This is a genomic window from Lactobacillus jensenii DSM 20557 (assembly GCF_001436455.1).
GTDB lineage: Bacteria > Bacillota > Bacilli > Lactobacillales > Lactobacillaceae > Lactobacillus > Lactobacillus jensenii.
This window is the reverse complement of the sequence record NZ_AYYU01000003.1, coordinates 85,746-104,471: the sequence shown is the minus strand read 5'-3', so window position 1 is coordinate 104,471 and position 18,726 is coordinate 85,746. Positions and strand designations below refer to the sequence as shown.

Sequence of the window (18,726 nt, the reverse complement as noted above, 5' to 3'; positions counted from 1 at the left end):
CACTAGTCTTACCACTACCAGCAGCACCTTGAACAAAAAGTAAATCTGCATTAGTATTACGAATTATTTTGTTTTGTTCTTTTTGAATCGTCGTAACAATTGACTTCATCTGTGTTGATGATTTCTCACCCAACACTTCTAGCAGCATTTGATCACCAATTGATTCATTAGTATCAAACATATTTTCAATTTGACCATCTTCAATCATAAATTGACGTTTTTTAGTCATATTGACTTCTTGCTCACCATTAGGTGCGTGATAAGTTACTTTACCCAACTTACCATCATAATATATTGAAGAAATTGGAGCTCGCCAATCATAAATCAAAAAATGATCATCTCGATCTGCAAATGAGCCCAAGCCAATATAAATAGTTTCTGGCTTTTCGCCTACTTCTTCAAAATCAACTCTTGCAAAATAAGGCTTTTTTTCTAGTCTTTTAAGAGTGGATAATTGTTTGCTTGAATGTTGCCATGCATTTTGCCTTTCAGCTAACATCTGTTGTTGTTGATGAATTGATAAAGCTGTATCCATCGAAGTTGAATAGCCATCATAATCTAATTTTAAATCATCAAAAAAATGAGCATTCAAATTACGAGCTTCTTTTTCAGCCGATTTGATTGAACCCGTCAATTTAGCTTCTTTTTTCTTTATTAAATCTAAAACTTCGTCTAAGTGGGCCTGTTCATATCTTTTTTCATTTTCAAAATTACTCAAAAGCTTCCCACCCTTTCTAAAAATCTTGCATACTATTGTAGCATATCTCGGCCTTAAGTTATAATTTGTCGCACTTTAGACTTTCTTTAATAAGCTTTGGTAATTTATTCACATCTTTTTCAAAACTTCCAGATATATTTTTAGCTAAAAATGGATTATTGTATTAATGAGGGAATAAAAATGAAAATTATCAATAAATTATTGAAGTTGGGTATTTGGATTGGCATAATTGCATTTGCTATTCATCTATATCAAAGCGATTCTTCTATCCAAACTGCAGCTAAGGACTCAGTAGCATTTTTACAGACTAAAGTATCTCAACTAGTCTCCCCAAATAGTAAGTCAAGTGCTAGTGACGATCATGACTCAACCGGTAATTATACTTGGACAAGTAATAGCGCTACTGTTTATATCGAGTTGGATAATCAAGTTTTATATAATGCAACAATGAATGCCATTAATAGCTGGAATAATACAGGAGCATTTACCTTCAAGATTGTTAATTCTAAAAAGAATGCTAATATCATAATAAAAGCAATGAATGATGATTCAACTAATGCAGCTGGATTAACTAGCACTTCTTATAATCCAATATCACATCACTTACTGAAAGCAGTTGTTAAACTTAATGAATATTATTTACTAAATCAATGGTTTGGTTATGATAATCAAAGAATTACCAATACAGTTGAACATGAATTAGGTCATGCAATTGGTTTAAGTCACACTAAAGAAGTTAGTGTAATGTATCCTGAAGGTTCTTACTATACAATCCAACCTAAAGATATCAGTAACGTAAAACAGCTATATGAAGAAAATAATCAATCTTCATCTAGTTCAAATAACGCAGCATAAAGAAAAAGAGGCATACTATGAAAAAAGTTTACATTATCCGTCACGGTCGAACACATATTAATCACTACAATAAAATGCAAGGTTGGTGCGATACCCCATTAACTAATGAAGGAATTGAAGGGGCCAAAAAAGTTGCCCAAGTCCTCAAAAATATTCCTTTTGATTTAGCCTTATCTAGTGATACAAAGAGAGCAAGTGATACTTGCGAAATAATTATGAAAGAAAATATTAACCATAATCAGTTACAGCATCTAACTAGTAAATTCTTTAGGGAACAATTTTATGGTTACTTTGAAGGAATGGATTCTGACATGGCTTGGCGTATGATTGCAGGACCTGTAGGATTGCGAAATTTACAAGATTTACTTGATAACTATTCAATTGATGAAATAAAAGATTTAATGAAAAAGTCTGATCCATACCATGATGCAGAAAATGCCCAAGAATACTGGGCTCGATTGGAACAAGGTTTAAACTTAATCCGCCAATTAGATGGTTATGAAAATATTTTGCTAGTTACACATGGCTTTACCATTAGATCTCTTGTTGCAAAATATGGCAATGGAAAATTTGATATTAAAACTGGTCCACGAAACTCATCTATTACTATGATGGAATTAACTGATTCTGATACCAAAATTACTAGTTATAATCAACTTACACTATAAAAAAACAGGGCTCTCACTTAATTATTATGAGAGTCCTGTTTTTAATTATTAGTTTCCAATTTTTGAAAAATCAAAGTCAGGGAACCAAACTTTTGCTTCACGCTCAGCACTTTCTTGACTATCAGAAGTATGAATCACATTTCGAATATTGTCATCTGGCCATTCTCTACCAAAATCACCGCGAATTGTACCCATTTCTGCATTAGATGGGTTAGTGGCACCTGCCATTTTATGTAATACATCAATTACATGTGTACCTGAAACAATCATTCCAATCATTGAACCAGAGGTCATATAATTTAACAAGTGAGGAAAGTATGGCTTACCAACACTATCAACATAATGTTCATTAAGTTGCTTTTCAGTTGCATTAATTACTTTTAATGCTTCAATTTTATAACCGCGATTTTCAATTCTGGTAATAATATCACCAATATGACCGGCTTTTACACCATCTGGCTTAACTAAAACAAGTGAATATTCATCCCTAATCATAAGTTATCTCCTTTAATTGAATTCTTTAACTAGAATATCAAATAAAGCTACATTACTAAAGCTTCTTCAATACAATTCCTTGATAAAGTTTAACAGTAACTAGATAATAAATTGAATACAAAACCAAGAAAATAAGTAATGGTATCCAGAAATCTTGGTACGGACTAATAACAATCTTTTTAAACAGTTGTAATCCTACTAAAACATGACAAATACCTAAAATAGCTGGTAAGAAGAATAATGCTCCTACTTCATGTCTAATTGCACGTTTAATTTGCTTAGTTCTAAAGCCGATTTTTCCAATCATTTGATATCTGATACGATCTTTTTCAGCACCGGTTAAAACTTTAAACATTAAAGTCGAGGCAAGCATTGCTAAGAAAGCAAAGCCCAGGAAGAATCCCATAAATTCAAAGCCTGATACTAAGCCAGTAACCATTTGATAAGCCATTGGAGTTAACGGTGGTAATTCATCTGGATAAGGATTTTGAATTTTGATAACTTCGAGCAATTTTTCATAATTTGCTACCATATTTTTGGTCTTAATCAAAGTTAATTGTTTAACAGTTCCTGCTACTTTTTGATAATTACTTGCTGATACAAATTTTATTTCTTTATTAATTCCAATAAGTGACTGCAACAAATAATTCATTTGCTCAACATCGGATTTTTTGGCAGTCAGCTTAACAGTCTTTAAATTAGTAACTGCTTCACTTTGACTGGATATTTTCTTAGTGTCATAGACTTTATTAATAAAAGGCTGCTTTTCAAACTCCGCTTTTTCAAAGTAAACGTAGTGTTTACCTATCTTGTAGTTATAATTAAATTCTCGTTTTCCAGATATTTGCTTTAACAGTGCTTCTGTTTTAGGTGTTTTCTTTAAAATTGCAGCATCATAATAAACAGTAGCAGAGTAAGTACTCTTATAACTTTCAAAACGCAAGCCAACTGTAATTGCTCCTAAAGCTAGGGCAAAGAAAATTGAAATAACAGAAAGAATTTGTGTATATTCTTCGAGTCTAAACTTTAACTGCCCCAAAGTAAAGGCACGTAAATTCTTGTACTCTAATTTGTGGTAGCGACGTAATAAGTCAATTAGTAAACCCAAACTTGCTTTAAACAAGAAATATGAGCCAAAAGAAATCGTAAATAAAGAAGTTACAATCAGTTTTACATCAAGGCTTTGTTTAAACAAGATAATGTAACCAGTAGCTAAAAGACCAATTCCCAATAAACCAAAAATTACTCTTAAAAACTTTTTATGACTAACATTTACTGGTGATTGTTCTTCCCTTAGCAACTTAATTACTGGTGTTCTCACCAACTTAATTCGATTAAAAAGTGCCGCAAAAAAGAATACTAGTAAGTAAAAGGCAAACGTTAATAAAATCGCAGTTGGTACAACTGGAGAAAATGATTTTAGCTTTATTTTAACCATCTTCATCAAAAGAACTGTTACACCTTGACTAGCAAAAATCCCTAAAACAATTCCAGCTAAAGTAGAAATTGCACCCGTAATTAAGGTCTCCGTAAAGATTAAATTACCGATTTTTCGTGATTTTGCCCCCAACATTAGATATGTTCCATAATCTTTTTTTCGCATACTCAATAAAAATCGATTAGCGAAGTTGACATACGCTAAAGTAATAATCCCTAACAACACAGCACCAAAACCAAAAATAAATTGGGTCATACTCAAAGTTACCGGCATGTTACTTTTCAAAAATACGGGATTCATGATTAAAGATAAAAACAAGTAAAAAACAGTACTTGAAATTACTAGTCCTAAAAACAAAACCAGGTAATCCTTGAAGCGTGATTTTATTCCATTAAATGATAATTTCCAAAGCATCGTAAACTTCCTCCGCTCTAGTTTTCAAGTGTTCCTAACTTAGCGAGTAATTCCTCATAAAAGACTCTTCGACTCTTCTCACCTTTTATTAGCTCAGAATCAACCTTCCCATCTTTGATAAAAATAATTCTCTTACCAAAACTAGCCGAGAAAGGATCATGCGTAACCATTAATGTAGTTACTCCTTGCTTATTCAGTTCTTCCATAGTAGTTAATAATTCTCTAGCGCTTTTTGAGTCTAGTGCTCCTGTAGGTTCATCCGCAAGTAAAATAGCTGGTTCATGAACTAATGCTCTACTTGCTGCCACTCTTTGTTTTTGACCCCCAGATAATTGGGTTGGATATTTATCTAATAAATCAGCTATTTCCAGACGTTTAGCCACTTTTTCAACTAAGGGATCAATCTTTTTGGCAGGATAGTTTTGCAATGAAAGTGGCAATGCAATATTTTCACGAACGCTTAAATTTTCTAATAAATTGAAATCTTGAAAAATAAAGCCAATTTCTTTCCCCCTAAAATCAGCCATCGCATTTTTATTTAGATTACTGATATCCTTTCCATTAATTTCGACACGACCGCTTGTCGGTTTATCTAGTGTTGACAGGATATTTAATAAAGTTGTTTTTCCTGATCCTGATGCACCCATAATAACGATAAAATCGCCCTTTTTAGCTTCAAATGAAATTCCCTTAAGGGCTGTAAATTGTTTTTGCCCCTTTTTTCCATATATTTTAGTGACTTCCTTTACATTAACTAAGTTTGTCATAATCTTTCCTCCCTCTTTTTTGCATTACTGTTATATTCAAATATCACACTATACTAATAAAACAATATTGTCAATAATTTTGTCTTCAATTTCTTTACAAAAATCTATTTATTTGCCTCAAATTACTAATAACCCTTAAAATAAAAGTAAACGTATAAAATGAAAGAAAGGTATCTATAATGATTGATAATCAGCCTCAAAAGACTAAAGTAGTTGTTGCTGGTGTTAACTTAAATGATCCTAATTTTGATTATTACATGACTGAACTTGTAAATTTATCTGAAGCAAATAATATGCTTGTAGTTGGACAAGTTAGACAGAATCTTGAACAAGTATATGGTGGAACCTACTTCGGATTAGGCAAACTCAATGAAATAAAAAATTTAGCTCATGGTTTACAGGCAAGTGCAGTTGTTTTAAATGATGAGTTGACACCAATGCAAATTAGAAATATTGAAAAAATAACTAAATTGCAAGTGATTGATCGAACTGAATTAATATTAGAAATATTTGCCAATCGAGCAAAGACTCGTCAAGCAAAATTGCAAGTTCAACTTGCTAGACTTCAATATGAACTTCCTCGTTTACATCCTAGTGAAAACACTTTAGACCAGCAACGTGGTGGTGGAAGTGTTAACCGTGGTTCTGGGGAAAGTAAACTCGAATTAAATCGCCGAACAATTGATAAACAAATTACAGCCATAAAAAAAGAGTTGCAAAATGTTGCAACTCAAGAAAGCATCAAATCTAAGAGAAGAAATAATTCCAAATTGCCACAAGTCGCTTTAGTCGGTTATACTAATGCTGGAAAATCAACTACTATGAATGGCCTATTGAAGGCTTTTAATAATGATGCTAGTAAAGAAGTATTTGTAAAAAATATGCTTTTTGCCACTTTAGACACTAGTGTACGGAGAATAAATTTTGATGGAACTAATGATTTTATCATTTCTGATACCGTAGGCTTTATTTCTAAATTGCCACATAATTTAATTGAATCCTTTAAAGCAACGTTAAAAGAGGCTAGCGATGCTGATTTGATTGTAAATATTGTTGACAGTAGCGATTCAAACATGCTCCAAATGATTAAAACAACGCAAAAAGTACTTCATGAGATTGGAATTACTAATATTCCAGTTGTAACAGCTTATAATAAAGCCGACTTAACAAACAAAAAATTTCCAGAAATTGAGGGAAATGATATTTTATACAGTGCTAAAGATAGTAAGTCAATTAAAGCTTTAGCAAAATTTATCACTAAACGTATTTTTTCTAATTATAAAACTTTAAATATTGAATTGCCGCTTAATGCTGGCTCTTTATTATCATATTTACATGAAAATGGTGATGTTCAAAAAGAAAAATACACTGACACTGGAATTTTAGTTAAAGTGAAATTAGCACCTAAAGATTACTCTAAATTTTCTATATATAAACAAAAAAGCGAATGATACATTCGCTTTTTACGTTAACTATAAATTAGTTACTATAAATATCCCTTCCATACTAAAATTTTATACAAAAAAGGCATCTACAGTAGATGCCTTTTTTAATATTCTAATTATAATACGCGCTTAGCCACTGATGGGTAGAAGTATTGGCTAATACTTTGCTTAATAACACCTTGGCTAGGAGTTGCTGCGTGAATGTATTGACCATTACCTACGTAAATACCTACGTGGTAAGGTGCGCTTGCTGAACCCCAGAATAATAAGTCACCAGGTTGCAAGTTATTCATTGAAACAGTTGTACCGTTGTTTACTTGAACATAAGTTGTACGGCCAAGTGAAAGACCAACTTGTGAATATACGTAATTTACCAAACCAGAGCAGTCAAATGCTGATGGACCATTAGCACCCCAAACATAAGCTTTACCAAGTTGTGCTGAAGCTAATGATACAACCTTAGCTGCTGATGAAGTAGCTGATTGTGTAGTATTTGATGAGGTGTTTGAACTAGTATTTGATGAAGGATTTGAAGCAATTAGATATTGTGCTGGAACCCATTCATTAGCCCCTACGCTGTACCAAGTTTTACCATTTGAATCAGTTGCTGATGCAACAACAGTAACACTTGAACCGTGAGTTAATCTCTTACCAGTAAATGTTGGATTATTGTAACTTGTCCAAACATTAATACCATAACCTGCTACATAATTGACGTACATTGTAGCATTCATTTGCTTAGTATTTGCGTCAACAGCATATTCTGCTGGAATCCATTCATCAGTACCCACCTTGTACCAAGTCTTGCCCTTTGAATCAGTTGCTGATGCTAAAACGTTTACTGTTGTACCATGAGCTAATCTCTTACCAGTAAATGTTGGATTATTGTAACTTGTCCAAACATTGATACCGTAGCCTGCTACATAGTTAATACGCATTGTAGCATTCATTGACTTAGTATTTGCTTCAATAGTGTATTCTGCTGGAATCCATTCATCAGTACCCACCTTGTACCAAGTCTTGCCCTTTGAATCAGTTGCTGATGCTAAAACGTTTACTGTTGTACCATGAGCTAATCTCTTACCAGTAAATGTTGGATTGTTGTAACTTGTCCAAACATTGATACCGTAACCTGCTACATAGTTAATTTGTACTGTTGAAGGTGTAGTAGCTGCTTGAACAGTAGATTGACTATTAATTGCATTTGCTGTTGCTACACCGGCTAATGCAAAAGCTGTTGCAGCTGAAATCTTAGCTAAATTACGTTTAAAATTCATAAATATATTCCTCTCAAAAAATCTTCGGTAGCGAGTTTTTTAAGCTACATGTTTTATTTCTCAATTAATTCAATGAATATAATACAAAAGCAATGTTACACAAATGTTACAAAACCAAGTCTTTACTGTTAAAAAACATTACAAAAGCAAGATTGTATGTAACAATAGCTAATTTTTTCGTAATTTAGTTATGATTTTGTCTATTTTTCTTTGAGTTTCTTCTAAATTATCATTTACTAAAACATGTGCATATTTCTTTAGGCTATCACTTAACTGAAGATCACGCTTAAATTCGCGGCTATTAATTCTTTTTAGAATTTCAGTTGGTTCGTCACCACGTTCTACAAGTCTTTCTTCTAGTGTCTCCAAATGTGAAACTTTTAAATATATAAAATAAAATTGATTTGCTTGCAACTTTTCCACATATGACTTCACGCCAGCTGTATCAACAATTAATGAAACAATATCATTAGTTTTCCAAGCTTTTTCTAAACCTTCTCGGCTTGAGCCATATTGATATGATCCATATTTAACGCTTTCAAATAAATGTAGTTTTGCAAAGCTTTCTTCATTTTCAAAATAATAAGCATCTTTGCTTTCGCCTGATCTAATCGCTCTTGTAGTATGCGTTAAAACACGTGGAATTTGATATTTTTCTTCTAAATAGTTGGAAATTGTCGTTTTTCCTGCTCCACTTGGTCCTGCAATTATAATTAATTTTTTCAAAAATAACTCTCCCCGCTTGAAATTCATTAACTTATATAATAGTATTTCACTATCGTTGAAATAAAAAGAGAGAAAAGGCGAGAAAATGAAAAAAAATGATGTAAAAATCGGAGCAATTGTTGAAGCACGGTCTCAAGAAGAATTGAAGCACCCATTTCAAGGTAAAGTAGAAAAAATTTATGAAAACTCTGCCTTATTATCAATTACTTCTTTTGATCCTAAAGATGCAGCTTCAGTTAGTGATTTAAACAATAAAATGGTTATTAATTTTAAATATTTAAAAGCTGTAAAATCACCCAAAAAGTCTGCAAATACAACTTCAAACAATGATGTTAAGATTTCTAAAATTGATGATGATGCATCAAATAAAAAGTAAATATTTTTCTGTTTAGAATACTTTGAGGTCTTAAATTAAGGCCTTTTTTTTGTTAACATAAATGTAGTTTCTATGGTGAGGAGAATACCTGTGAATAACAAAATAAAAGTCAGCTTATACTGGATTATACTCATACAACCTTTTTTAGATATCTATTGGCTCTATTATCCACCATTATCAGAAATTTTGCCTTTTGCATTACCAACCATTATTCGAATTTTAGGCGTAATCGTTATATTAGGTATGTTTTTTAGTCAAAAACATAATTGGCAACGTTTAGGAAAGCAGTTGTGGATTGTAGCTTATATCATAATATTAATTTTTTATTCGGTCCTTCATATATGGCATGTTAAAGATTTTAACAGTGTTGATCCAACTAATTATGGCTATTCAACTCTTGGTGAAATTTTTTATCTCATACGAATGGTATTACCATTAATAACAATTTATATTACATGCTATGCAGAACTTACGGAAGAAATTTTTTATTCAGTAATCAAATGGATTATTGGTTTATTTTCCGGAACCATTGTTATTACTAATCTTTTTACAATTTCTTTAATGTCATATGAAAGTGTTTTAGATCCTGGACTTCATTTTATTAAAGGAAATATTTTTACTTGGTTTACAAATAACCCACTCAATTATTACTTTTTAGCTTCTAAAGGTCTTTTTTACAAGGCAAATACATTAAGTGCCATAATGTTAATGCTTTTACCATTAATGCTTTACATTGTAGTAAAAGAACCTAACTGGAAGAATTCAGGTCTATATCTAACTCAATCATTAGCTATGCTTGAATTAGGTACAAAAGTTGCTACAATTGGTTTATTTATTACTACGGCTGTTTTTTTAATAATTTATCTACTCCATTCCTTTATATTCAAAGATATCAAATTAAATAAAAAAGCTATCCTCATTTTGACAATTATAACTTTATTTTCAAGTTTGATCTTTCCACACGCCCCTTCAATTCAACGAGCTAATTATGACTCAACTTCTACTCCACTTCATATTACTAGCAAAACTAAAAAGAAATCTAAACAGCTAAATGAAGTTTTATCAGATGGGTTAAAGCAAAATCGTGGTGAAAAGCGTCGTAATTTCTTAATAAAATTTATTAAGCATAATGCAGCAGCTTACGCTTTAAATCAACGCTTCATAGAAAAAAGTTATTCATACAAGTATGATCCAGATTTTTGGTTAAAGATCATGAAAATGCCTATTCAACAACGAATGAATTATCGAATTATTGAGCGTAAAATGTTAGACCAAGTTGTCAAAAATAATAATAATCGCTTAGATAATTGGTTAGGAATTTCGTATATCCGTGAAAACAATATATTTATTCTCGAAAGAGATTTCTTAGCTCAAAAGTATTCATTAGGCTGGATAGGTATGCTATTATTTACTGGCATATACCTTCTAATTATTTTATACAGCGCAAGCAAATGGTTATTAAATAAAGCATATCGTAAACTTCAAAACACCGCCTTATTAATGTCTACCTCTTTACTAACCATTTCTGCATTCTATGCTGGGAATGTTTTGGATTTTTTAACGGCAACATTCATCTTTGCATTTATCTTAGGATATTTATTATCTAAAATGAGACAAGAAAAAAGAAGCTAATCTATTAGCTTCTTTTTTCATTTTTAACTTCTCTAACGAAGGTGGCGTCAGGAACTCTTATTAAATAATATTTAAGTGCATTTCTTCCAACATGAAGGCCTAATCCATTTTGCCAAGTATTTTTATATTTAGCTTCATAAATAGCAACATAAGCTTTTTGATATTTAACATCATACTTTGCAAGCACTTGCTTTGAATATGGTAATTTTTGTGCAACTGCATTTAAAGCTACAGTGCCATCAGAAATAGTCGCCCAATCACTCGTTACATTATATCGTTTGCCTTCAGTAAAGAAACTATATCTTTGATATAGTTTCTTCTTTTGTACCGAATTACTAGTCACATAATATGAGCGTTCTGCTGATGAAGATAATACTAATGGTTTATACTTAATACTTTGTTCTATTTGACTTTTTGAAGTTAAACTAGGATTATCAAAAAAACTATTTTGAATTTGTACGAAAAGGCCTATCAATAATATCAGAACTTCTAAAAGGTCTAAAGAAAATGTACGCCAAGTAAAATGCTTTTGTTGGATAACTATCATTTTTAAATGACGCTTTCTGATGTGATACGATATAAAAATCAAATAGATTAAAAGAACTAACCAAACCAATATACCTAGCCAATTCCAATTAAACATAAGCTAATTCCTCCTTGTAACTTTTAGTATAAGTTACTTGGTATCTATAAATAAAGAAAAAATCATGATTAAAATCATGATTTTTTCTTTGCCTTATTTTTAGTTGATCCAGATTTCTCAGGCTTAATATAATTACGAATATCAACTAGTTTTTGATTAATTAATTCAGCAAAGCGATTCGCAATTTCTTCCTCATTTACATCATCTGTATCCGCTAATTCTTCAATCCAAAACTTAGAAGCATTTATATATTCACTAGAAACTTCGAAATAGATTTTAACCGGTAATTGTTCTTCAGCTGAAACAAAGTTGCTAATTTTTTTATAATTTGCATACGGTAAATTAACCACATTGGTTTCTAAAATAAAACTAGCAGGTCTTTGTCCTGTTATGTCAAGCTGTACATGAGCTAGAGAATCATTTTTCATTGCTGCTAAAACTTGTTTTACTAAATTCTTACTTATAGCTCTTACCTTAGCTTTAGTTAAAGCAGAATATTTCTCAGTTTCAAGATCTTGAATGTAATCCTCATTTTCAATTTTTTCTAGTAGATCTTTTAATAGTATTTTCAAAGTTTACCCTCTTCAATGTATTAATTTATATCTTTCAAAACTTAGATTAACCAATTACCCAATATTTATCAACTACGAATTAAATAACTTTTTCCCTATTGACTACATTTGTAAACTCACTTTAAGTTATTTAAAGCAATTTAGCAGCATTATCTGTTTACAAGCGCTTACATTCGGTGTACATTGATGCTGTAATAGTTATTCTCCTCTAGTGAGGTAGAAAGAAAGGTCAACACTATGACAGAAAAAGTATATACTGACTACTTCTATGATGAAGCAGATTTTGATAAAAACCATTTTAGATACAAAAATTTGCACATCCCAGATGGGATTGAAGCACAACCTTTAGCAGTTCCACCTGTTTTAAAGCCAGATAAAGAAGAAGGAAATGACGTTTGGTTCACCATCGAATCAATGGAAGGTGAAACTCCATTTTTGCCAGGCTCAAAAACCAAGACCTGGGGCTACAATGCACCATTTTTAGGTCAAACAATGGTACTCAAAACTGGACAACATGTTCATGTTACCTTAAAGAATAGTTTAAAGGAATTAACCACTTACCACTGGCACGGTATGGAAGTTCCCGGTCCATACATTGACGGTAGTTGTCATGCACCTGTATATCCAGGTGAAGAAAAAGAAATTGAATTTACGGTTGAACAACCTGCCGCATTAACTTGGCTTCATGCTCACCCATGTCCAAGTACAGCAGCTCAAGTTTGGATGGGATTAGCAATGGGCGTTGTTATTACTGATGACCACGAAGCTGAACTTCCAATTCCTAAAGCATATGGCAAAGACGAATTCCCTATTGTTTTACAAGACAGAGTATTCCACGAAGATAATCAATTTGATTACCGTGCTGATTACGATCCAATGGGCGTATTTGGTGATACACCATTAATTAACGGTGTAATTAAGCCTTACATTGATGTAACTACTCAAAAAGTTCGTTTACTCTTCTTAGGTGGTACTAACCGTCGTGAATGGAGATTACACTTCGACAACGATTTAGTAATGACTCAAATTGCTGGTGACGACTCATTCTTAGCTCACCCAGTAAAAATGACTAAATTACTCGTTGGTCCTGGTGAAAGATTGCAAGTAATTGTTGACTTCTCTGACTACAAAGAAGGCGATATAGTAAATCTTTACACAGATGACTTCAAGCTAATTGAATTTAGAATTCACCACTTTGAAAAGGATGATTCAGTCTTACCTGATACCTTATTTACACCAGAAGATCCAGTAGTTGCTGACGATGCTGTTGTTCGTAAAGTTACAATGGATGACCACGACAAGATTAATGGTAAACAATATTCCATGCAAAGAATTGATATGAAGGCCGAAGTTAACCATGCAGAATACTGGGATGTAACTAACACTAACTCTAAGAGTCATGGTATGCTTCACCCATTCCATATTCATGGCGCTCACTTCTTAGTCGTATCACGTAACGGTCAAACACCAAATCCAAATGAAATTGGCGTTTACAAAGACACAATTGAAGTTGCACCACAAGAAACAGTTAGATTAAAGGTTATCTTCCCTAAAGAAGGCATCTTCATGTATCACTGCCACATTATTGAACACGAAGATGCTGGTATGATGGCTAATATCTTAATCGTTGATCCAACAAAACCTGAGCCTCACTACGACTTAATGGACATGGAAACCTTAACCAAAGCATTTGCTGAAGAAAAAGGTATTCCAGAAAGTGAAGTCTTCATGCCAGGTATGTGTACTGAAGGATACATGAATCATTGCCACGATGATGCAAACAGTGGTGCTAGTCATCACTAAATAAAGCTAAAATTTATTAGAAAAAAAGACCTGCATTGCAGGTCTTTTTTCTACCAATTTCCACCATTATCATATTCACTAACGTTATTATTATAAGTTGTATTATAACTACTTGAACTTGAGTTAATTGCGGAATCACTATTAGCTGGAAATACTTGATAATTAGTGAAAGCATTAGGATTGGTCCAATCAATAGCATTATATTTTTTATTTAAGCGATTTTGTCTAGTTTCTTCATTACTAATTTTTTGCTTATTCAAGCCTAAATTAGTACGAATATAATCTGATACTCTCTGTAATTCACTAGTTGATGCAACCTGAATCGAGGCTCCATCAATCCATGCATCATGGCCATGAATGTAATCACTCTTAATATTATTTGCAACTGAACGATAATTAATAGCAATAGCCATCATATCACTAAAAGTCATATTAGTTGTCACATTTTTTGAAAATGCTTTTAAAATCTTTTTATAGTTAGAAATACTATTTAGGCTTAAAGCATTTTTGACAATTGCCATAATAATTTGTCTCTGGCGCATTTGACGTCCATAATCTCCACGAGGATCTTCTTTTCGCATTCTCGCATAATCTAATGCTTGCTTACCATTTAAATGCATCTTTCCCTTTTTGAAAGTTGTATTATAAGTAAACGAAAATGGAACTTTAACATCGACTCCCCCTACAGCATCTACTAGCTCTTGTAATGCCTTCATATTAACTTCCATATAATAATTAATCGGGGTATTCAGCAAAACCTTAGTCGTCTTCATAGCTGCTTTGTTACCGCCTACTTGGTAAGCTGAATTAACTCTAAACATGAAATATTTTCCATTATCACCCCTAATATCAGCTAATAAACCGCGCGGTATCGAGGTTAAAGTCGACTTTTGCGTCTTAGGATTGGCTGTCGCCAAAATCATAGTATCAGAATTTCCTTGATCATGACGATTCTCAATTCCTTGATCTACTCCCAAAATCAAAACTGATATAGGCTGCTTATTGGTAATTTGTGTAGCTGGTGTACCACCTTGATAAGTATTTCCTAAAGCAGCTTCTAAATTAAAGTAGAAATGACTACCCCATGTTGCTATAAATCCAATAATAAGAAAAATAAATAAAGTTAAAGTTTTCTTAGACTGTCTATTATTGCTGAAATTTTGCTTATTTGCAGCAAAAAATTGATTTCGAGATAGTAAGCGTCCACTTTGCTGCTTGAAGTGATATTCTTCCCGTCTACCCAGATGGTTTTGTGTCATATCCAATTCTCCTCAACAAACTTATATTTAAATTCTGCCACTTTTTGTTTTAAAACTATACTTTTTTCATTAATTTTAAGGCTTTATTTAAGATAAAAAGATATTTTTTGTAAATTTGATAAGTAACACGCTAAAATAAAATTATTCAATATACGGAGGAATTTTATTATGGTATTACCCACAAGAAATGAGGTCCCAAAAGAATTAACTTGGGATTTAACAAGAGTTTTTCCAAATGATCAAGCCTGGCAAAAAGAATTTAAATCAGTAAGCAATGAAATTGATAAATTAAGCAGCTTAAGCACCATTATTACTAAGTCAGGTAGTGATTTATATTCTGCTTTAACCCAAATCTTTTCAATTGATCGCCGACTTGAGAAAGTTTACGTATATGCCACAATGTCTAGAGATGTTGACACTAGTAATAACCACTATTTAGGTTTTGCTGCAATGGCTGAAGACTTAGCTAATAAATATAGCTCCGTAATCAGTTTTGTTAATCCAGCAATTTTATCTCTAAGTGATCAAAATCTTAAAAAATTTGAATTGCAAGAACCTAAATTGGCACATTATAAGCATTACTTAGACCAAATTACCAACAAGCGTCAACACACTTTAGATGCACAAGCAGAACAAATTATTGCTGCAAGTGGAGCGGCTCTTAACTCATCAAGTAACACTTATAATGTTCTAACAAATTCAGATATGGAATTTGGTTATACAACTGATAATGATGGAGAAATGGTTCAATTATCTGAAGGCTTATATAGTCAACTTATCCAATCACCTCAAAGATCTGTTAGACAAAATGCTTTTGAAACTCTTTATGCAAGTTATGGTCAATTTCAAAATACACTTGCTTCAACTCTCTCGGGTAATGTCAAAGCCCAAAATTATGCTGCATTAATGCATGGTTATGCTAATGCAAAAGAGGCTTCTTTATCGCAAAACAATATCCCCGTTTCTGTTTACGATAACTTAGTTAATGGGGTTCACAAGCACCTCGATTTACTTCACCGCTACATGAAATTAAGAAAAAAAGTTTTGGGACTACAAAACCTTGAAATGTATGACCTATACGTTCCAATTACTGGAACTCCATCTTTAAGATATAGTTATAAAGAGGCTAAAGATCAAGCACGAGAAGCATTGAGTATTTTAGGGAAAGAATATCTTGATCAGGTAGATTATATTTTCAATAATCGTGTAATTGATGTTGTAGAATCTAAAAGTAAAGTTACCGGCGCATACTCTGGGGGAAGCTATGATACTGATCCGTATGAATTGCTTAACTGGACGAATGATTTCGATGCACTTTACACCTTAGTTCATGAAACCGGGCATTCTGTCCATTCTGCATTTACCAGAAAAAATCAACCTTATGTTTATGGTGAATATCCTATCTTCTTAGCAGAAATAGCTTCAACTACTAATGAAAACATTCTAACTGAATACTTACTAAGTAAGACAACTGATCCAAAAATTAGAGCGTTCATTCTTAATTACAACTTAGAGGCATTCAGAACTACACTTTATCGTCAGACTCAATTTGCTGAATTTGAACAATTTATCCATGAAGCAGATCAAAATGGCGAACCATTAACCGCAGAAAGATTGAATACCTTTTATGGTGAACTAAATCAAAAATATTATGGGATTGTAGAACCTGGCAGTGATATTGACAAAGAATGGGCTCGAATTCCGCATTTTTATTATAATTTTTATGTATATCAATATTCTACTGGTTTCGCCGCAGCCGTTGCTTTAGCAAAAAATATCGTTCATGGTACCGATAAACAAAAAACAGACTATCTAAACTTCTTAAAAGCAGGGTCAAGCGAATATCCTATTGATATTATGAAAAAAGCCGGTGTTGATATGACAACATCAGCTTATCTTGATAGTGCCTTTTCAGTATTTGAACAACGCTTAAACGAATTAGAAAAATTACTTTAAAAGAAAAAACAGACTAACAAGTTTCGTAATTTAATAACATTAAATTATTTACAACTTTAGTCTGTTTTATTTTTTACAGCTTTATCATTCCAATAATTATTCCAACTAGATACAAAAAGACGCAAATAATTCCTAAATAAAGTCCTGCCCATTTCAAAGCATCCTTTAAAATAATTCCTTCCTTTCCTTCTAACTTCACCCCAGTAGTTGCAACTGCAATTGATTGAGGTGAAAGCATATTGCCCGCTGTTGACCCAGCCATATTTGACGCAACTAACCAATACTTATTTACTCCTAAATTTTTAGCAGCAGATAATTGTAAATCTCCAAATAAAACATTAGAGGATGTATTTGAACCCGTAGCAAAACTGCCAATTGCACCAATAACTGGTGCAAAAAGTGGATATATTGGACCTAGTCCTTTCACCAAGCTAGTTGCTAGTGTTGTAGTCATTCCTGAATAGTCCATAACTTTTGCCAAGGCAACAATTGCACATACCGTAATAATCGTTTTCCAGACGCTTTTCAAAGTTAATATCAAAAGTTTTAGTTGCTCTTGCAATGAAACTTTTTGAATTAATCCGCCAATAATTGCGGATAATAAAATAATCGTTCCAGGTGAGGCAAGATATGCAAAATCTTGACTATTACCCTGGCCAGGATAAATTTGAAAATTAATTTTAAAATTATTCAAAAAGTTATTAATTTGTGGAAACAGCGATGAAGTAATTAATACTAATAAAAAAATCAAAATAAATGGTGCTGCCGCAACTACGATTTCAGTAAAAGTATGTTTCTCCTGATCAACAGCTGACTTACTTTTTACTCGGGCTAATATTATTAATGCAATCAGAGTAACTAGCGACGCCATAATTGTTGGCAATTCTGCTCCTAGATAATAGGAAACTACTAATTGAACAAGACCATATACCAGTCCAGCTGTTAAAGGATAGTACCAAATCTTTTTTAATTCTTTAAACGAAGAATCTACTAATAAAACTAACAAAAACGGTACTAAAATACATAAAATTAATAATTGTAAGCTAACAAATATAGCTAAAGTTTGCGAATTTAGTTTTGTTACATCTGCTAAAGTAATTACTGGAAGTCCTACTGCTCCAAAAGAAGTAGTTGCAGTATTAGCCAATAAACTAATAACCGAAGCCTTAACAGGCTTAATATTAAAAGAAATCAATATACCAGCAGGAATGGCAACAGCTATCCCAAATCCAGCTACAGACTCTAAAAAAGCCCCAAAGCCCCAGCATACTAGTAAAACTAATATTCGTGGATCAGTTGATACTTGGCTCAATGCATTTTGAATAACTCTCATATTTCCTGAATAACTCGCACTGTTATAAGCAAACAAAGCGGCTACTACAACATATGAAATTACTATTAATCCCATTATTGCACCATCTAAGGCACCTAAAAAAGTTTGAGTGGAGGTTAATTTGCCACCTAATATTGATAACAATATAGTTAAAGCAAGTCCAATACTAGTTGCTTTAACTGCGGCCATTTTTAAAACACCCAGTGAGATAATTAACCATATAATTGGTAACAAGTCTAAAAATAACTGTATTAGTGAATTCATCTCATACCTCCAGTATAGTTATACTTTTATATTATCATATAGTATTTATACGGACCAATTATATGCTTAAAAAAACTCGCTTACG

The 18,726-nt window shown here is 32.4% G+C and carries 16 protein-coding genes and 2 pseudogenes; 7 read left to right on the top strand and 11 right to left on the bottom strand.

The window, feature by feature from the left end:
• Positions 1 to 718: pseudogene (locus FC45_RS01750) on the bottom strand (RNA polymerase recycling motor HelD); the annotation flags it as partial.
• Between the two features lie 180 nt (positions 719 to 898).
• Between FC45_RS01750 and FC45_RS01745 the strand changes: the two are divergent.
• Positions 899 to 1,573, top strand: a complete 675-nt coding sequence (locus tag FC45_RS01745) for a matrixin family metalloprotease (RefSeq protein WP_006588200.1) — start codon at positions 899 to 901, stop codon at positions 1,571 to 1,573.
• Between the two features lie 17 nt (positions 1,574 to 1,590).
• Positions 1,591 to 2,241, top strand: a complete 651-nt coding sequence (locus FC45_RS01740) for a histidine phosphatase family protein (protein ID WP_006585622.1) — start codon at positions 1,591 to 1,593, stop codon at positions 2,239 to 2,241.
• Positions 2,242 to 2,289: 48 nt separating this feature from the next.
• Here the strand turns inward: FC45_RS01740 and ndk are convergent, their stop codons facing one another.
• The 3 genes from ndk to FC45_RS01725 are packed head-to-tail and all read right to left on the bottom strand — an operon-like array spanning position 2,290 to position 5,355.
• Positions 2,290 to 2,736, bottom strand: coding sequence for a nucleoside-diphosphate kinase (ndk, locus tag FC45_RS01735; protein ID WP_006585621.1), 447 nt, complete (start codon positions 2,734 to 2,736; stop codon positions 2,290 to 2,292).
• 55 nt (positions 2,737 to 2,791) lie between these two features.
• Positions 2,792 to 4,588, bottom strand: a complete 1,797-nt coding sequence (locus FC45_RS01730) for an FtsX-like permease family protein (RefSeq protein ID WP_006588199.1) — start codon at positions 4,586 to 4,588, stop codon at positions 2,792 to 2,794.
• 17 nt (positions 4,589 to 4,605) lie between these two features.
• Positions 4,606 to 5,355: an ABC transporter ATP-binding protein gene (locus FC45_RS01725; RefSeq protein ID WP_006585620.1), complete on the bottom strand. Its 750-nt coding sequence runs from the start codon at positions 5,353 to 5,355 to the stop codon at positions 4,606 to 4,608.
• A 179-nt stretch (positions 5,356 to 5,534) separates the two neighbouring features.
• Here FC45_RS01725 and hflX point away from each other — a divergent pair, with 179 nt between their 5' ends.
• Entirely contained in the window at positions 5,535 to 6,806 is a 1,272-nt protein-coding gene (gene hflX / locus FC45_RS01720) for a GTPase HflX (RefSeq protein ID WP_006585619.1), read from the top strand.
• Between the two features lie 110 nt (positions 6,807 to 6,916).
• Here the strand turns inward: hflX and FC45_RS01715 are convergent, their stop codons facing one another.
• From FC45_RS01715 to FC45_RS01710, 3 genes and pseudogenes are all read right to left on the bottom strand, one after another.
• Complete coding sequence (locus FC45_RS01715; RefSeq protein ID WP_006585618.1) at positions 6,917 to 7,738, bottom strand: C40 family peptidase; 822 nt, start codon at positions 7,736 to 7,738, stop codon at positions 6,917 to 6,919.
• Positions 7,739 to 7,792: 54 nt separating this feature from the next.
• Positions 7,793 to 8,077 (bottom strand): annotated as a pseudogene (locus tag FC45_RS07975) (C40 family peptidase); the annotation flags it as partial.
• A gap of 168 nt (positions 8,078 to 8,245) precedes the next feature.
• The gene (locus FC45_RS01710; protein ID WP_006585617.1) at positions 8,246 to 8,830 is read right to left on the bottom strand and encodes a guanylate kinase; all 585 of its coding nucleotides are present in this window, start codon (positions 8,828 to 8,830) and stop codon (positions 8,246 to 8,248) included.
• Positions 8,831 to 8,888: 58 nt separating this feature from the next.
• Between FC45_RS01710 and FC45_RS01705 the strand changes: the two genes are divergently transcribed.
• Both FC45_RS01705 and FC45_RS01700 read left to right on the top strand, forming a co-directional pair.
• Complete coding sequence (locus tag FC45_RS01705; protein WP_006585616.1) at positions 8,889 to 9,179, top strand: hypothetical protein; 291 nt, start codon at positions 8,889 to 8,891, stop codon at positions 9,177 to 9,179.
• A gap of 90 nt (positions 9,180 to 9,269) precedes the next feature.
• The gene (locus FC45_RS01700; RefSeq protein ID WP_006587835.1) at positions 9,270 to 10,811 is read left to right on the top strand and encodes an O-antigen ligase family protein; all 1,542 of its coding nucleotides are present in this window, start codon (positions 9,270 to 9,272) and stop codon (positions 10,809 to 10,811) included.
• 4 nt (positions 10,812 to 10,815) lie between these two features.
• On the opposite strand, the gene FC45_RS01695 is transcribed toward FC45_RS01700, so the two are convergent.
• Together FC45_RS01695 and FC45_RS01690 are read right to left on the bottom strand one after the other, a co-directional pair.
• Entirely contained in the window at positions 10,816 to 11,454 is a 639-nt protein-coding gene (locus tag FC45_RS01695) for an LVIS_2131 family protein (RefSeq protein WP_006585613.1), read from the bottom strand.
• Positions 11,455 to 11,528: 74 nt separating this feature from the next.
• Positions 11,529 to 12,026 carry a hypothetical protein gene (locus tag FC45_RS01690; protein ID WP_006585612.1) on the bottom strand — a complete coding sequence of 166 codons (498 nt, stop codon included), beginning with the start codon at positions 12,024 to 12,026 and terminating at the stop codon, positions 11,529 to 11,531.
• Positions 12,027 to 12,263: 237 nt separating this feature from the next.
• Between FC45_RS01690 and FC45_RS01685 the strand changes: the two genes are divergently transcribed.
• Positions 12,264 to 13,829 carry a multicopper oxidase family protein gene (locus tag FC45_RS01685; RefSeq protein WP_006587782.1) on the top strand — a complete coding sequence of 522 codons (1,566 nt, stop codon included), beginning with the start codon at positions 12,264 to 12,266 and terminating at the stop codon, positions 13,827 to 13,829.
• A 50-nt stretch (positions 13,830 to 13,879) separates the two neighbouring features.
• Here the strand turns inward: FC45_RS01685 and FC45_RS01680 are convergent, their stop codons facing one another.
• Positions 13,880 to 15,088, bottom strand: coding sequence for an LCP family glycopolymer transferase (locus tag FC45_RS01680; RefSeq protein WP_057706331.1), 1,209 nt, complete (start codon positions 15,086 to 15,088; stop codon positions 13,880 to 13,882).
• Between the two features lie 168 nt (positions 15,089 to 15,256).
• On the opposite strand from FC45_RS01680, the gene pepF reads away from it, so the two are divergent.
• Positions 15,257 to 17,044, top strand: coding sequence for an oligoendopeptidase F (gene pepF / locus FC45_RS01675; RefSeq protein WP_006587781.1), 1,788 nt, complete (start codon positions 15,257 to 15,259; stop codon positions 17,042 to 17,044).
• A 73-nt stretch (positions 17,045 to 17,117) separates the two neighbouring features.
• On the opposite strand, the gene FC45_RS01670 is transcribed toward pepF, so the two are convergent.
• Positions 17,118 to 18,641, bottom strand: a complete 1,524-nt coding sequence (locus FC45_RS01670) for an L-lactate permease (protein ID WP_006588764.1) — start codon at positions 18,639 to 18,641, stop codon at positions 17,118 to 17,120.
• Positions 18,642 to 18,726 lie beyond the last annotated feature (85 nt).

Excerpts from the sequence above, each read along its gene's own strand:
- FC45_RS01745 (WP_006588200.1), top strand. The coding sequence starts at position 899 with ATGAAAATTATCAATAAATTATTGAAGTTGGGTATTTGGATTGGCATA.
- FC45_RS01740 (WP_006585622.1), top strand. The coding sequence starts at position 1,591 with ATGAAAAAAGTTTACATTATCCGTCACGGTCGAACACATATTAATCAC.
- ndk (WP_006585621.1), bottom strand. The coding sequence starts at position 2,736 with ATGATTAGGGATGAATATTCACTTGTTTTAGTTAAGCCAGATGGTGTA.
- FC45_RS01730 (WP_006588199.1), bottom strand. The coding sequence starts at position 4,588 with ATGCTTTGGAAATTATCATTTAATGGAATAAAATCACGCTTCAAGGAT.
- FC45_RS01725 (WP_006585620.1), bottom strand. The coding sequence starts at position 5,355 with ATGACAAACTTAGTTAATGTAAAGGAAGTCACTAAAATATATGGAAAA.
- hflX (WP_006585619.1), top strand. The coding sequence starts at position 5,535 with ATGATTGATAATCAGCCTCAAAAGACTAAAGTAGTTGTTGCTGGTGTT.
- FC45_RS01715 (WP_006585618.1), bottom strand. The coding sequence starts at position 7,738 with ATGCGTATTAACTATGTAGCAGGCTACGGTATCAATGTTTGGACAAGT.
- FC45_RS01710 (WP_006585617.1), bottom strand. The coding sequence starts at position 8,830 with ATGAATTTCAAGCGGGGAGAGTTATTTTTGAAAAAATTAATTATAATT.
- FC45_RS01705 (WP_006585616.1), top strand. The coding sequence starts at position 8,889 with ATGAAAAAAAATGATGTAAAAATCGGAGCAATTGTTGAAGCACGGTCT.
- FC45_RS01695 (WP_006585613.1), bottom strand. The coding sequence starts at position 11,454 with ATGTTTAATTGGAATTGGCTAGGTATATTGGTTTGGTTAGTTCTTTTA.
- FC45_RS01685 (WP_006587782.1), top strand. The coding sequence starts at position 12,264 with ATGACAGAAAAAGTATATACTGACTACTTCTATGATGAAGCAGATTTT.
- FC45_RS01680 (WP_057706331.1), bottom strand. The coding sequence starts at position 15,088 with ATGACACAAAACCATCTGGGTAGACGGGAAGAATATCACTTCAAGCAG.
- pepF (WP_006587781.1), top strand. The coding sequence starts at position 15,257 with ATGGTATTACCCACAAGAAATGAGGTCCCAAAAGAATTAACTTGGGAT.
- FC45_RS01670 (WP_006588764.1), bottom strand. The coding sequence starts at position 18,641 with ATGAATTCACTAATACAGTTATTTTTAGACTTGTTACCAATTATATGG.